Source organism: Methyloversatilis sp. (assembly GCF_051861465.1).
Lineage (GTDB): Bacteria > Pseudomonadota > Gammaproteobacteria > Burkholderiales > Rhodocyclaceae > Methyloversatilis.
The window spans coordinates 33,281-48,336 of sequence record NZ_JBHYCQ010000013.1 but is presented as its reverse complement, the minus strand read 5'-3'; the positions used below and the strand labels follow the sequence as shown (position 1 = coordinate 48,336).

General features: G+C 68.4%; 11 protein-coding genes. 5 read left to right on the top strand and 6 right to left on the bottom strand.

The features are described 5' to 3' along the window. The first annotated feature begins 44 nt into the window (after positions 1 to 44). The 3 genes from ACTIFF_RS16260 to ACTIFF_RS16250 are packed head-to-tail and all read left to right on the top strand — an operon-like array spanning position 45 to position 3,438. Positions 45 to 917: a c-type heme family protein gene (locus ACTIFF_RS16260; protein WP_439537771.1), complete on the top strand. Its 873-nt coding sequence runs from the start codon at positions 45 to 47 to the stop codon at positions 915 to 917. A gap of 2 nt (positions 918 to 919) precedes the next feature. Continuing rightward, complete coding sequence (locus tag ACTIFF_RS16255) at positions 920 to 3,049, top strand: protein kinase domain-containing protein (RefSeq protein ID WP_439537770.1); 2,130 nt, start codon at positions 920 to 922, stop codon at positions 3,047 to 3,049. A gap of 2 nt (positions 3,050 to 3,051) precedes the next feature. Next, complete coding sequence (locus ACTIFF_RS16250; RefSeq protein ID WP_439537769.1) at positions 3,052 to 3,438, top strand: hypothetical protein; 387 nt, start codon at positions 3,052 to 3,054, stop codon at positions 3,436 to 3,438. A gap of 22 nt (positions 3,439 to 3,460) precedes the next feature. Here the strand turns inward: ACTIFF_RS16250 and ACTIFF_RS16245 are convergent, their stop codons facing one another. Genes ACTIFF_RS16245 through ACTIFF_RS16220 form a run of 6 tightly spaced genes read right to left on the bottom strand, consistent with a single transcriptional unit; the run spans position 3,461 to position 10,670 of the window. Continuing rightward, a complete protein-coding gene (locus tag ACTIFF_RS16245) occupies positions 3,461 to 4,792 on the bottom strand; it encodes a TolC family outer membrane protein (protein WP_439537768.1) in 1,332 nt (443 codons plus the stop codon). Between the two features lie 4 nt (positions 4,793 to 4,796). Then, entirely contained in the window at positions 4,797 to 5,120 is a 324-nt protein-coding gene (locus ACTIFF_RS16240) for a rhodanese-like domain-containing protein (protein ID WP_069039138.1), read from the bottom strand. A gap of 10 nt (positions 5,121 to 5,130) precedes the next feature. Next, on the bottom strand, positions 5,131 to 5,784 hold the full coding sequence (locus tag ACTIFF_RS16235) for a protein-L-isoaspartate O-methyltransferase family protein (RefSeq protein WP_257079889.1): 654 nt from the start codon (positions 5,782 to 5,784) through the stop codon (positions 5,131 to 5,133). Positions 5,785 to 5,801: 17 nt separating this feature from the next. After that, positions 5,802 to 8,933 (bottom strand): efflux RND transporter permease subunit, encoded by a 3,132-nt coding sequence (locus ACTIFF_RS16230; protein WP_439537767.1) that lies wholly within the window; start codon positions 8,931 to 8,933, stop codon positions 5,802 to 5,804. Beyond that, positions 8,930 to 9,967, bottom strand: a complete 1,038-nt coding sequence (locus ACTIFF_RS16225) for an efflux RND transporter periplasmic adaptor subunit (protein WP_439537766.1) — start codon at positions 9,965 to 9,967, stop codon at positions 8,930 to 8,932. The genes ACTIFF_RS16230 and ACTIFF_RS16225 overlap by 4 nt, the downstream gene beginning before the upstream one ends. Beyond that, on the bottom strand, positions 9,960 to 10,670 hold the full coding sequence (locus ACTIFF_RS16220) for a TetR/AcrR family transcriptional regulator (protein ID WP_439537765.1): 711 nt from the start codon (positions 10,668 to 10,670) through the stop codon (positions 9,960 to 9,962). Before ACTIFF_RS16220 ends, ACTIFF_RS16225 begins: the two co-directional genes overlap by 8 nt. A 175-nt stretch (positions 10,671 to 10,845) precedes the next feature. On the opposite strand from ACTIFF_RS16220, the gene gcvT reads away from it, so the two are divergent. After that, entirely contained in the window at positions 10,846 to 11,970 is a 1,125-nt protein-coding gene (gene gcvT / locus ACTIFF_RS16215) for a glycine cleavage system aminomethyltransferase GcvT (RefSeq protein WP_439537764.1), read from the top strand. Between the two features lie 126 nt (positions 11,971 to 12,096). Continuing rightward, the gene (gene gcvP, locus ACTIFF_RS16210) at positions 12,097 to 14,997 is read left to right on the top strand and encodes an aminomethyl-transferring glycine dehydrogenase (RefSeq protein WP_439537763.1); all 2,901 of its coding nucleotides are present in this window, start codon (positions 12,097 to 12,099) and stop codon (positions 14,995 to 14,997) included. Positions 14,998 to 15,056 lie beyond the last annotated feature (59 nt).

The window sequence follows — 15,056 nt, the reverse complement described above, 5'->3', positions numbered from 1 at the left end:
ACGCGCTGCGAACCACCCACACCTGACCGAAAGGCCTTGCGAAGATGGGACTTAGACTCAAGTTCAACCTGGTGCTGATCAGCGTGTTCGCGATCGGTCTGGCGGCCTGCGCCGCGTTGTCGCACCAGTTGCTGCACGACAATGCGCGCGCCGAGGTCGAGCGCAATGCGCGGCTGATGATGGAAACCGCGCTCGCCATTCGCGCCTATACGGTCAGCCAGATCAAGCCGCACCTCGATCCGCTGCTGTCGGAACAGTTTCTGCCGCAGACCGTTCCGGCCTATGCCGCGACCGAAACGATCAACGAGCTGCGCAAGAACCATCCCGAGTACGCCTACAAGGAAGCGACGTTGAACCCGACCAATCCGCGCGACCGCGCGTCGGACTGGGAAACGGACATCGTCACCAGCTTCCGCAACGCCGAGGACACGAAGGAGCTGACCGGCGTGCGCGAAACGCCGACCGGTCGCCACATGTACATCGCGCGGCCGATCCGCATCACCAATCCGGCCTGTCTGGCCTGCCACAACACGGCCGCCACGGCGCCGCCGACGATGGTGAAGGTGTATGGCGAGGCGAACGGCTTCGGCTGGAAGCTGAATGAAATCATCGGTGCGCAGGTGGTGTCGGTGCCGATGACGCTGCCGGTGACCAATGCCGACCGCGCCTTCAACACCTTCATGCTGTCGCTGCTCGGCGTGTTCGTGTTCGTCATGGTGGCGCTCAACCTGATGCTCGAATGGCTGATCATCCGCCCGGTGGCCCGGCTGTCGGCCGCGGCCGACCAGATCAGCACCGGCGACTTTTCGGTGCCCGAGTTCCGTGATTCGGGCAGGGACGAAGTGTCGGTGCTCGGCGCATCCTTCAACCGCATGCGGCGCAGCCTTGAAACGGCGATGCGCATGATAGACAGCTGACCGTGACGACCGGTCTGCCGCCGTCGAACGCCGGGGACGACGAACCGTTCACCGAAGACAGCGTGAACGCCGAGGTGCTGGCGGGCAGCGGCTTCCTGCCGACCGCCAACGCCAGCCCCGGCGCACTGCCGGCCGGCTGGGCGCTGAATGAGTACCGCATCGAATCGCTGCTCGGTGGTGGCGGCTTCGGCCTGACCTATCTGGCGCATGACACGCTGCTCGACTGCAAGGTCGCCATCAAGGAGTTCCTGCCGACCGACATCGCGATCCGCGGCGACGGCCAGCGCGTGCTGCCGCGCAGCGGTCCGGCGGTCGAAATGTTCGAACAGGGCCTGCGCCGCTTCCTCGACGAATCGCGTGCGCTGGCCAATTTCCGTCACCCGCACATCGTGCGCGTCAGCCGCTTCTTCGAGGCGAATGGCAGTGCCTACATGGTGATGGACTACGAGCGGGGCCGGCCGCTGAACCAGTGGGTGCGCGAGCGCGGCGCGCGCATCGACCGCGCCACATTGCTGGCCATCGTGCGGCCGCTGCTCGAAGGCCTGCAGGTGATCCACGACGGCGGCTTCCTGCACCGCGACATCAAGCCGCCCAACATATGCATCCGCGACGACGGTACGCCGGTGCTGCTCGACTTCGGCGCCGCCCGCCGCTATCACGACACCGAACACACGCTGACCGCCATCGTCACGCCCGGCTTTGCGCCCTTCGAGCAGTACCACTCGCATGGCAATCAGGGGCCGTGGACCGACATCTATTCGCTGTCGGCCGTCATGTATTGGCTGGTCACCGGCCAGCGGCCGGTCGAATCGGCCGCGCGCATCCAGAACGACCCGCTGATTCCCGCGTCGCGACTGGCCGACGCGACGGTGTTCGGCGCCTCGCTGCTGCGCGCCATCGACTGGGGGCTGGAGCCGCACGATTCGAAGCGACCACGCAGCATCGCCGACTTCCGTCGGGTATTCACCGCAGCGCCGGCCACGGCGCGCGGCCCGCTGGCGGCCGGCGCGGCCTCGGCGCCGGCCGCCGCGCCGGTGCGCGCGATCGGTGCGTCGGAAGAGCGGCGCACCATCGTGTGCAGCGTGCTGTATGCGCAGATCGGCGACAGCCAGCGGCTGGACACGGCGCAACGGCTGGCCTGCAAGTCGGAGCTCGACGACGCGCTGGCGCGTGCCGCGCGCTCGGTCGACGCCGACAGTCGGCTCATTCTCGACACGCCGGATGGCACCGCACTGTGTCTGCTGGGCCAGCCGGAAGACGCCTGCGTCGTCGCCCAGCATCTGCGCAAGCTCGACTTCGCAGATGACGGCGGCCCGACCGGCCAGGGTCTGAAGCAGGGCATCAATCTGGGTCCGGTGCGCGTGTCGCGCTCCGGCAGCGGTGCGCTCGACCTGCACGGCGACGGTCTGGACGCCGCGCGCGCGCTGGCCAGTCTGGCGCATGCCGGTCAGGTGCTCGTGTCGCGCGCTTACTACGAAACCGTGTCGGCGCTGGGCAGCGGCGCGCCGGACGGCCTGCACATCACCGGCCAGCGGGTCGAAATCGCCTCGCGCAGCCAGGAGGTGTTCGAACTCGACAGCCGCAGCGGCATCACGCGGCGCACTGACGTCGCGCAACCGTTACTGGCGCCGGACGCACTGACGCCGCTGCTCGAATCGCTGCTGGCGCGCCACATCGGGCCGATGGCACGCGTGCTGGTGACACGCATCGCGCCGCAGGCAACATCGGGGCCGCAGCTGATCGAACAGTTGGCGGCTCACATTCCGAACGATGCGCAGCGCGCCGGCTTCCTGATCGAGGCGAAGCGCCACGTCGTGCAGACCGGTGCGACGACGTCGCGCTCATCGCAGTCGATGTCCGGTGCCGCGGCTTCCGGCGCGATGTCGACGTCGCGCAGCAGCCTGCCGCCGACCGGCACGTCGAGCCGTTACGTGTCGTCTGCGCCGCGGCCGCTGGATGACACGGTGATCGCCGACATCGAGCGCCGGCTGGCCAGGCTGATCGGCCCGGTGGCGCGCATCCTGGTCGGCCGCGCGCTCAAGCGCACCAGCACCGAGCCGGCGCTGCTGGAAGAGCTGGCGCGCGACATTCCCGACCCGGTTCAGCGCGCGGCGTTCGTCGCGGGCAAATAGCGGTGGCGAAACTCTCACGCTGTCCGCACTGCGGACAGGACACGATTGCGCGTCTGGTCAAGCTGATGGCGCGCGCCAGGGCGCCGGCCATCTGTCCGGCCTGCGGCGGACGCTCGTGCACCGGCATCACGCCGCTGTCGCTGTTGTCCTTCTTCGTGCTGATTCTGGTATGCGGCACGCTGCTGCGTGCAGCCGGCCGTCTGGGCAACCGGTGGACGCTGCTGGGCGTGCTGGCGCTGTTCATCGGCGGCTTCCTGTACATCAGCTTCCACACCGGACTGGTGAAGCTGGAGCGCTACCCGATGCAGCGGAATATCGCCATCGCTGTCGTGGCGCTGCTGGCGGTCGGCTTTTCGTGGTGGTGGTTCAGCCGCGGCACCGCAGGCTGACGAGCGATCGCGCGCGGCCGCGCTACTCGAGCAACGCATTCACCACGGCGATTTCCTCTTCGCCGAGCTGGCCGGCCGCGGCTTTCAGCCTGAGCTGCGCAAGCATCGTGTCGTACTGCGCCTTCGCCATGTCGCGCCGCGTGGCGAACAATTGCTGCTGCGCGTTGAGCACATCGATATTGATGCGCACGCCGACCTCGTACCCCAGCTTGTTCGAATCCAGCGCGGACTGCGACGACACCTGCGCGGCGCGCAGGGCCGCCGTCTGCGCGATGCCGTTGGCCACGCCCAGATAGGCCTGGCGTGCCTGCAGCGCGGCGTTGCGCCGCGCCAGATCAACCTCGGCGCTTGCCCGGTCGAGCAGGTAGGCCGCTTCGCGCACGCGCGATTCCTGCCCGAAACCCTGGAAGATCGGCACCGATACCTGCACGCCGACGGTGGCCGATTCAGTCTGGTTCGAGATCGGATTGCCGGCGAAGGTGACCACGTTCTTGTTCTGGCCGTAAGTGGCCACGAGATCGACGCTCGGATAGTGGCCGGCACGCTGGCGCTCGATTTCGCGCGCCGCGATTTCCTGATTGGCCAGTTGGGTCAGCACTGCCAGTCCGTCGGTCTGCGCGCGTTCCACCCAGTCGTCCATGCGCGCCGGTTCCGGCATCGCGAAAGCGACGTCGCGCCGCATGCGGCGCAGTTCGGCCGGCGCGCCGCCGGTGATCAGCGACAGCGCGTGGCGCTTCACTTCGATGTCGCTCGCCGCCGCGATGCCCTGTGCGTTCGCCAGATCGAAGCGCGACTGCGCTTCATGTACGTCGGTGATGGTGACGGTGCCCACTTCGAAGCTCTTGCGCGCCAGCGCGAGCTGCTGCGAGGCAGCGTCCTTCTGGGCTTCGATCGACGCCAGCACGTCGTGTGCGTACAGCAGGTCAAAGTACGCCTGGGCGGCGCGCAACAGCACGTCCTGCCGCGCCTGCGCAAGCTGCGCCTCGGCGGCGGCGACCTGCAGCTTGCCCTGTTCGAACTGCACCCAGTTGGCCCAGCGGAACAGCGGCTGCGTCAGCTGGAAGTTGAAGTTGTGCGAGTTGTGCTGCGAGGCGGCGTTGACCGGCTGCTTCACGGTCACGTCATTCCATTGCGTGGTGCCGCTGACGGTCAGGCTGGGCAGCAGGCCGGCACGCGCCTGCGGCAGCTTTTCCGAAGTCGCCAGACTTTGCGCACGGGCCGACTGGTACTGCGCATCGTTGGCCAGCGCAGCGCGCGCGACCGCGACCAGATCGTCGGCCGCATGCACCGCTGGATTGAACGCGAAGCACACCGACAGCAGGGCATACATCGACCGACGCCGCAGCAGGGTCATTGCATCAGTACCGCGCCATCGACGGATCAACCTGCAGTGCCCAGGCGTCAACCCCGCCGGCCAGGTTGTACACCTCGCCGAAGCCATTGCGCTCGAGAAAGATCGCCACCTGCATCGAGCGCCCGCCGTGGTGGCAGATGCACACCAGCGGTCGTGCCGGATCGAGTGCGTCGAGGCGCGACGGGATGGTGCCCATCGGGATGTGCTGGCTGCCTTCGACCCGGCAGATCGCCCACTCGTGCGCTTCGCGTACATCGAGCAACTGCGGCTTCTCGCCCTGCGGTTCGGCCAGCCACGCAGCCAGCTCCGCCACCGTCATCTGCTTCATCGACGGTGTCTCAGAACACGAAACGCTGGGCGCCGCGCGCATTGCGCAGCGTCGGCAACAGCGTTTCGAAGAGGATTTCCTGCGTCTGGCTGCCGTCGGCGTTCAGCGTCACCAGCGTGGCGTTCATCAACGGAGCTTCGCCGATGAAGGCGATGAGCCGGCCGCCCGGACGCAGTTGCGCGACCAGTTCCTGCGGCAGCACCGGCAGGCCGCCGGACACCAGGATCACGTCGTACGGCGCATGCACCGGCCAGCCCTGCGCCGCATCGCCGACTTCGACGCGCACGTTCAGCGCACCGGAGGCGATCAGGTTTTCGCGCGCGCGCTCGGCCAGCGCCGGTTCGATTTCGACGGTCGTCACCTGACTGGCGCGTGCGCCGAGCAGTGCGGCCATGTAGCCGGAGCCGGTGCCGATCTCGAGCGCCGTGTCGGTGCTGCGCACATGCAGTTCCTGCAGCACGCGGGCTTCGATCTTCGGCTCCAGCATTTCCGCGCCGTGGCCGAGCGGAATCGGCGTATCGACGAAGGCCAGGTCGCGCAACGCGGCCGGCACGAAATTTTCACGTCGGACGACGAACAGCAGGTCAAGAATGTCCTGATCCAGCACGTCCCACGGCCGGATCTGCTGTTCCACCATATTGAAGCGAGCCTGCTCGATATCCATTGTTTCCATCCCCTCGGTCAAGCCGTGATTGTAGCCTGCTGCGCTGCGTCAGCGACCCGGCGCAGCAGCACGCTGCGCCGCATGCACGCGATGTACAGCGCCGGCATTACGAACAGCGTGAGCACCGTGGCCACGCCCAGCCCCCACACGATGGCGCCGGCCACCGGTCCCCACAGCATCGAATAGCCGCCGATGCCGGCGGCCAGCGAAAACAGGCCGCCGACCGTCGTGCTGGTCGTGATGATGATGGGCACGACGCGCCGGCGCGCCGCGTAGATCGCCGCGTGCATCACGCTCATGCCGGCCTTCAGACGCTCGTTGGCGGCGTCGATCAGCACGATGGCCGAATTGACGACGATGCCGGTCAACGCGATCACGCCGTACAGCGTGTAGAGCGACAGCGGCGACCCGCTGACCAGCAGGCCGACCGCCACGCCGGTGAACGCCAGCGGCACGGTGGCCAGAATCATCATCGGCTGCCAGTAACTGCGGAACTGCGCGGCGAGGATCAGGTAGATCAGTCCGACGCCGAGCAGGAACAGCACCTTCATCGCGTCCAGGCTTTCCTGCACGTCTTCCAGTTCGCCGGAAAAGTCGAGATCGGTGCGCGGGAAGCGGGTGCGCTGGGCTTCCCAGGCGGCGCGCACCGACTCGGCGACCCCGAGCGAATTGAGCTTCTCGGTGTCGAGGTTGGCTTCCAGCGTGATGGTGCGGCGCAGGTTGTAGTGCTTGATGACGCCCGGCCCCCGCGTCGATTCGCTGCCGACCAGCGCACGCAGCGTGGTGGCACCGCCATTGGGCAGTGCGATCGGTGCGTCGAGCACGCGCATCACGTCGGCGTCGTCGGTCACGCCGGCGGCCGCCACGCGCACCTCCAGCTTGGCGCCCTGATCGCGAGTGATGGCGACGATTTCGCCCTCGACCTGCAGACGCACCGCGCGCGCCACCTGCGAGGCGCTCAGACCGGCGTCGCGCAGCGCGTCTCGGTCCAGCCTGAGTGCCAGTTGCGGGCGGCCCGGCGTGTCGTCGTCGGTGATGTCGCGCGTGCCATCCATCGATTCGAGGATGCGCCGCACTTCGGCGGTCGCCGCGCGCAGTTCGGTCAGGTCGTCGCCGCGTACGCGGATCTTGACCGGCTTCTGCACCGGCGGCCCGCCCGACAGCTGGGTGAAGCTGACCGTGCCGGGGCCGGGCAGGGCGGTGACGGCGGCGCGCATGCCCTCGACCATGTCGCCCACCTCGCGTCCGTCCCCGGCACGCGGCAGCAGCGCGACCACCACCTGACCGTAGGAATCGCCGAACAGGGCTTCGGCATCGGTGAACTTGGCGCCGGCGATCGACGCGATGCGCCGTGCCTCGCCGTCCTGCATCTGCCGGCGGACTTCGGTTTCGAGCTGTTCCACCCGCGCCAGGGTGGCGCCGATCGGGCTGCCGGCGGGCATGTCGACATTGACGTAGAAGATGCGCATCGGGTCGAAGGCGAAGAACTGCACCCGGATCAGGCCGGTCGCGGCCGCGCCGATGGCGGCGGCGATCAGCGACGCAACGATCAGACACAGCACGATCCAGTGGCGCACCGCCCAGGCCAGCGCCTGCGCGTAGCGGTGGCGGAGCACGCGCGTGAAGGCGATGCGCGCGCGCTGTTCGCGGCCGGGCGCCCGTGCCACCGGACCGAGCGACAGCACGTGTGCCGGCAGCATCCAGAACGCCTCGATCAGGCTGATCGCAAGCGCCAGGGTCACGACGAACGGAATGACGAACATGAAGTCGCCGACGATGCCGGGCAGCAGCATCAGCGGCAGGAAGGCGGCCATCGTCGTGGCGACCGAGGCGACGACCGGCGTCCACACCTCGCGCACGCCGTCGGCGACCGCGTCGATCGGCGAGGCGCCGCGCTGCAGCCGGTAGTAGATCGCCTCGACCACCACCACGGCATCGTCCACCAGCATGCCGAGCGCGATCACCACGCCCAGCAGCACCGAAATGTTCAGCGTGTCGCCGGTGGCCGACAGCACGGCGAAGGTGCCGGCGAGCGAGAACGGCACACCGAGCCCGACCAGCAGCGCGATGCGCGTGCCGAGAAAGATCCAGCAGAGGCCGATGACGATGAGCAGGCCGTACAGCGCATTCCATTCCATGATGGAAATGGCTTCGCGCGTCGGCACCGTCTGGTCGTCCATCAGCTCGAGCTTCAGGCCCTGCTGCGCCAGCACCCCGTTCTTGCGTTCGACGTAGTCGCTGATGCGCTCGACCATCGCGAGCGTGTTCACGCCGGCCTTCTTGCTGACCGAAAACAGCACGCTGGCCTGTCCGCCGGATGACACCATCTGGGTCGGCCGGGCACGCGCCCGCACGACGCCCGCCACCTCGTCGAGCTTCACCATCGCGCCACCCCGGGCCGACGAGGCGACGCCGACATCGGCCAGCCACGCCGGATCGGCGTCCTGACCGACCACGCGCACCAGCCATTCCTGCTCGCCGGCGCGCTGCCGGCCGGCAAACACGTCGCGGAACCAGCCGGCCACGCCATCGGCGATGTCGGTCGGCAGCAGGCCGCGCGCCTGCGCCGCCTGCGCCGAGTATTCGATGCGCAGTTCCGGGTCGTGCAGGCCGAGCGCGAACACGCGGTCGACGCCGCGCATGCGTTCCAGATCGGTGCGCAGTTCGCGCCCGATGGCGCGCAGCACCTCGTCATCCGCCTGACCAGTCAGCAGCACCTGCGCGGTCGGGAAACCGTTCGAACTGGTCACTTCGATGATCTGCGGTTCCTTCGCCTCGACCGGCAGTTCGGCCCGCGCCTTGTTCTGGATCTCGCGCCGCAGGTCATTGATGCGCTTGTCGAACACCGCCGGCTCGATGTCGTCGAAACGCACCAGGATGCCGGCCAGTCCGTCGCGCGCCGCCGACGAAATGAAACGGATGTCGGACACGTTCTTGATCGCATCCTCGAGCGGCTGCAGCACCCGCTTCTCGACGTCTTCCGGCGACGCGCCGGGCAGGGCGGCGGTGATCTGCACCCAGTTGAAATTGATTTCCGGGTCCTGCTCGCGCGGCAGCCCGAAGTAGCTGATCAGGCCGAGCAGCAGCACCACGACGAAGGTGATGTTGGCCAGCGGATGATTGCTGATGAAACGCGCGTAGGCGCTCATGGCATTTTCTGTCCGTCGCGCAGGCTGTTGCGGCCGTCGGTTGCGATGCGCGCATCGGCGGGCAGCGTGCTCGCCGCAGGACGGCCTTCCTGCGCCCCCGGCAGTTCGACGAAGCGGGCGACGCCGTCGCGCAGCACGAATACGCCGAGCAGGCTGCCGCCGCTGGCGTCGCGCCGGGTCACCAGCTCGGCCGGCACGTGCGGCGCCGGATCGGTCCAGGCGAGACGGCCCTCGGCCCCCGCCGGCGCACGCGTGCCGGTGAAGGCGGCGCGCACCTCGTGCGTGCGGCTGGCATCGTCGATGGCCGGCGACACGCGGGCGATGCGCACCGCGCTGCGTCCGGCCGGCGACACGAATTCGACCGACTTCGCGGCGCGCAGCGACGCCAGGTCGCGCGGCGCCACGCGGGCGCTCACCTCGACCCGCGTCGCATCCTCGAGCGTCATCAGCACCATGCCGGCACCGGCCAGCGAACCGGCCGACGCGTCGCGCGTGCGCACGATGGCGTCGTAAGGCGCGCGCAGCACGCACTTGTCCAGATTGCGCTGTGCCAGATCGACCGCATTGGCCGCCACCGACACGTCGGCGCGCACCACTTCGACTTCGGTTTCGCGCTGGGTCAGCGCCTCGGGCGACACGAAGTTCTGCGCCTGCAGCGCGCGCGTGCGGCGCAATTGCGCGTCGGCCTGCGCCAGACGCGCCTCGGCCGCCTTCAGCTGCGCCCGCGCGCGCTCCAGCGCGAGCTGGTAGTCACGCGTGTCGAGCCGCACCAGCACCTGCCCCTTGTTCACCCGCTCGCCCGGGTCGGCATGCGTCGATGCCACGCGGGCACTCACTTCGGCCGCGAGCTGGGTGCGGTTCAACGCCACCGCCTGCGCCGGCGCGTCGCGTCCGGGGTAGGTGGCGACCTCGGCAAAGGGCTTGAAGGCGACCGTGGGCGAGGGCGCCACCGCGGTCTGCGCATGGCTGGCGCAGGCGGCAAAGCCGAGGCAGAACGCGGCGGCGCGTGCCGCCTGCCGGTGTAAGTCAGTCATGTTCGAGCGCCCGGATGACGAATTCGATGGAAGCGGCGATGTCGGTCGATTCCGCCTGCGCGGCCGCCGACGGGTCATTCGCGGGCACAGCGTGATCGACACAGCCGAAGGAATGTTTCATCAGCACGCGGAGCAGCAGGGGTGCCATGACGGCCTGCACCGTGCAGGGGTCGCCGGCCACGCGGAATTCGCCGCGCGCATGGCCGTAATCGATGGCGCGCCGGATCAGCGCGCAGCCGCGCGCCATCACTTCGCGGTGGTAGAGCTCCGCGATGTCCGGGAAGTTGCGTGCTTCGGCCACCATCAGCTTGGGCAGCCCGCCCAGCCGCGTGGCGCCGATCAGTCGCCACCAGCCCCACAGCAGCTCGCGCATCAGATCGGCGCCGCTGCCGCGATGGCTGTCCAGCAGCGCTTCTCCGCCGGCCAGGGCCGGCACCAGACCCTGGCGCACGACGGCGGCGAACAGTGCGGCCTTGGAATCGAAATACAGATAGAGCGTACCTTTCGATACGCCGGCGGCAAGCGCCACGTCTTCGAGGCGGGTCGCCGCATAACCCTTTTCGACGAACAGGTCGAGCGCACACGCCACCAGGGTGGCCGGGTCGACCAGTGCCGGGCGGCCGCGCCGGACCAGCGGGTGCGCGTCGGCAGCGTGCACATCGGTGGCGTGCGGAACGGGAAGCAGGGGCGAGTGCTCTGACATGGGGTGACGCACTTTTAATGACTGAATGTTCAGTTAATAATCGGGTCGCGTCAATATCAGACGGCATGCGTTGCGTGCCGGCCGAGCGTGGCATCATCGCGCCCTCGCTGGCCTACCCGGCCGGCAGACCCGCGGACCGGTCACCCTCCGGCCCGCCACCCAGGAGATTCTGACGATGGCAATCCCGGATCAGGCCGCGCTGCAGCGCACGCCTTTCCACGACCTTCACCTCGCCGCCGGCGCGAAGATGGTGCCGTTCGCCGGCTGGTCGATGCCGATCCAGTACGCGCCGGGCATCCTCCAGGAACATCTGCACACGCGCAGCCAGGCCGGGCTGTTCGACGTGTCGCACATGGGGCAGATCGACGTCACCGGCAGCGGTGCCTGCGCCTGGCTGGAATCGCTGACCACCGCCGATCTGGCCGGATTGGCGCCCGGCCGGCAAACCTACTCGCTGCTGCCCAACACGGCCGGCGGCCTCATCGACGACCTGATGATCCAGCGGCTGGGCGACGGCTTTCACGTGGTGTGCAACGCCTCGCGCTGCGCCGACGTGCTGGCCTGGCTCGCGGCACACCCGCCGGGCGCAGATTGCAGTTACGCGCTGCGCGAAGACCTTGCGCTGCTCGCGCTGCAGGGTCCGCTGGCCGAGAGCGTGCTGCAGCCGCTGGTCGACGTGGCCGGCATGCGCTTTCTGGATGTGCGCACCGCGTCGTCCGGCGGTGTGGCGCTGCGCATCAGCCGCAGCGGTTACACCGGCGAGGACGGCTTCGAAATTTCGCTGCCTGCTGTCTCGGCCGCCGCGTTTGCGCAGCGCCTGCTCGACCACGAAAACGTGCGCTGGACCGGACTGGGCGCGCGCGACACGCTGCGCCTGGAAGCCGGCATGTGCCTGTACGGCAATGACATCGACGACACGACGACGCCGGTGTCGGCATCGATCGGCTGGGCGGTCGGTGCCGCGCGCCGCGCCGGTGGTACGCGTGCAGGAGGGTTCCCCGGTGCAGCCGTCATTCTCGGCGAATTTCAGGAACCGCCGCCGCGCGTGCGCGTCGGACTGTTGCCTGACGGCCGCGCGCCGCAGCGCGCCGGTACGAAGCTGCTCGGCGCCGACGGCCGCGAAGTCGGCGTCATCACCAGCGGCAACCACAGTCCGACGCTGGGTCGGCCGGTGGCCATGGGCTATCTCGACCGGGCGGTGAAACTGTCCGGCGAAGCGCTGCACATCGATTCGCGCGGACAGTCGGTGTCCGTTTCCCTCACCTCCATGCCCTTCGTGCCCACCCGCTACCAACGCTGAACCGCCACACTGCCCCACATTGCCCCGAATTCCCCACTCGACTCCGGTCACCGCCCTTCACGGGGAGCGGCGACCGGTACCTTCAGACAGGGACTGCCAAAAGCGGCCCGGAAAGGACTGTTGAACATGACCAAACGCCCCACCCTCGAAGCGCTGGAAGACCGCGGAGACTTCATCCGCCGCCACATCGGCCCCGACGAACGCGATATTGCCGTCATGCTGGCGGCACTCGATGTTGCCAGTCTGGACGAACTGATCGCCCAGACCATTCCGGACGACATCCTGTCGGACACGCCGCTGAACCTGCCGCCGCCGCGCTCCGAGCGCGTCGTCGATGACGCGCTGCGTCGCATGTTCGCGCGCAACGAACTGCACACCAGCCTGATCGGCATGGGCTACCACGACACCATCACGCCCAATGTCATCAAGCGCAACGTGCTCGAGAACCCGGGCTGGTACACCGCCTACACGCCCTACCAGGCCGAGATTTCGCAGGGCCGGCTGGAGGCGCTGCTGAACTTCCAGCAGATGGTGATTGACCTGACCGGCCTGCCGGTCGCCAATGCGTCGCTGCTCGACGAGGCGACCGCGGCGGCCGAGGCGATGACGATGGCGCATCGCATTTCGAAGGTGAAGTCGCCGCGCTTCATCGTCGATGCCGACACCCACCCGCAGACGCTGGCCGTGGTGCGCACACGCGCCGAGCCGCTGGGCATCGAAGTCGTCGTGTGCGATCCGTGGGCCGGCGTCGAGGGCGACTACTTCGGCGTGCTGGCGAGCTATCCGGGTTCGAGCGGCCGGCTGCGCGATCCGGAACCGGTGATCGCCGCCGCCCGCGCCGCCGGCGCGCTGTCGGCGATCGCGGCCGATCCGCTGGCACTGGTGCTGCTGAAGGAGCCGGGCGCGATGGGCGCGGACATCGTGCTGGGCAGCGCTCAGCGCTTCGGCGTGCCGATGGGATACGGCGGCCCGCATGCCGCCTTCTTCGCCTGCCGCGACGAACACAAGCGGCAGATGCCCGGCCGCATCATCGGCGTATCGACCGACGCCCTCGGCAAGCCGGCGCTGCGCATGGCGCTGCAGACGCGCGAACAGCACATCCGGCGCGAGAAGGCGAACAGCAACATCTGCACCGCACAGGTGCTGCTGGCGGTGATCGCCGCGTTCTATGCGGTGTACCACGGCCCGAAAGGCCTGCGCACGATTGCCGACCGGGTGCACCGCATGGCGACGATTTTTGCGCTCGGCCTGCGCGAACTCGGCTTCGACGTCGTGCATGACTGCTTCTTCGACACGGTGCAGGTACGCGTGCCCGGGCTCGCACGCCGCATATCGGCGCGCGCCCGCGCCGCGGGCTTCAACCTGCACGTGATCGATGCCGACCACCTGTCGGCCACCTTCGACGAAACGTCGCGTCGCAGCGAGCTGAAGAATCTGCTGGCGGTGTTCGCGACGCGCGCCGATGCGCTGCTCGACCTGGCGCAGCTCGATGCGCGCGTGATCGACTGCATTCCTTCAGCATTGCAGCGCGACAGCGCCATCCTGAGCCACCCGGTGTTCAACCGCTATCACTCCGAAACGGAAATGATGCGTTACCTGCGCCGGCTGGCCACGCGCGACATCGCGCTCGACCGGGCGATGATTCCGCTCGGCTCGTGCACGATGAAGCTCAATTCGACCACCGAAATGACGCCGGTCACCTACCGGCTGTTCGCCGCACTGCATCCCTTCGTGCCGCTGGAACAGGCGCAGGGCTATCAGCAACTGTTCGAGGAACTGGAAGAGCGGCTGTGCGAAATCACCGGCTTCGCCGCGATGTCGTTCCAGCCGAACGCCGGCTCGCAGGGCGAATACGCCGGCCTGCTGGTGATCCGCAAATACCACCGCACGCGCGGCGACCTGCATCGCAACGTGTGCCTGATCCCGGCGTCGGCGCACGGCACCAATCCGGCCAGCGCGGTGCTGGCCGGCATGGAGGTGGTCGTGGTCGCCTGCGACGCGCTCGGCAATATCGACGCCGCCGACCTGAAAGCCAAGGCCGAACAGCATGCCGATCGGCTGGCCGCGCTGATGATGACCTACCCGTCCACGCACGGCGTGTTCGAAGAAGGCGTGCGCGACATCTGCGCGCTGATCCACGCGCACGGTGGCCAAGTCTATATGGATGGCGCCAACATGAACGCCATGGTCGGGCTGGTGCGTCCGGGCGACATCGGTTTCGACGTGTGCCACCTGAACCTGCACAAGACCTTCTGCATTCCGCACGGCGGCGGCGGGCCCGGCATGGGGCCGATCGGCGTGGCGCCGCACCTCGCGCCCTTCCTGCCCGACCATCCGGTGGTGCAGGGCGTCAACCCGGTGGCGGGGGCGGACGGCACCATCGGCACGGTATCGGCCGCACCGTGGGGTTCGGCCAGCATCCTGCCCATCGTGTGGGCCTACATCGCACTGATGGGGGCGGCCGGCCTGCGCCGCGCCACCCAGGTCGCCATCCTGAACGCCAACTACATCGCGCACCGGCTGGCGCCGCACTACCCCATCCTGTACAGCGGCAAGCATGGCCGCGTGGCGCACGAATGCATCATCGACCTGCGCGCCATCAAGGACGCCTGCGGCATCACGGTGGAGGACGTCGCCAAGCGTCTGATGGACTACGGCTTCCACGCGCCGACCGTGTCCTTCCCGGTGCCGGGCACGATGATGATCGAGCCGACCGAGAGCGAGAACCGCGCCGAAATCGACCGCTTCTGCGACGCGATGATCCACATCCGCGCCGAAATCGCCGAAATCGAAGCCGGCCGCGCCGACCGCGAAGACAATCTGCTCAAGCACGCGCCGCACACCCACGAGCTGCTGATCGCCGACCAGTGGAACCGCCCCTACGGCCGCCGCGAAGCCTTCTTCCCGCACCCGTCGATCGACCGCGACAAGTACTGGCCGCCGGTCGCGCGCGTCGACAACGTCGCCGGCGACCGCAACCTCGTGTGCACCTGCCCGCCGATGTCGGAGTACGAGGCGGCCAGCTGACCGGTGAGGTTTTTGTGGGAGCGGCGGCCTCGCCGCGATCAGTGCCGCGATGGTCACAT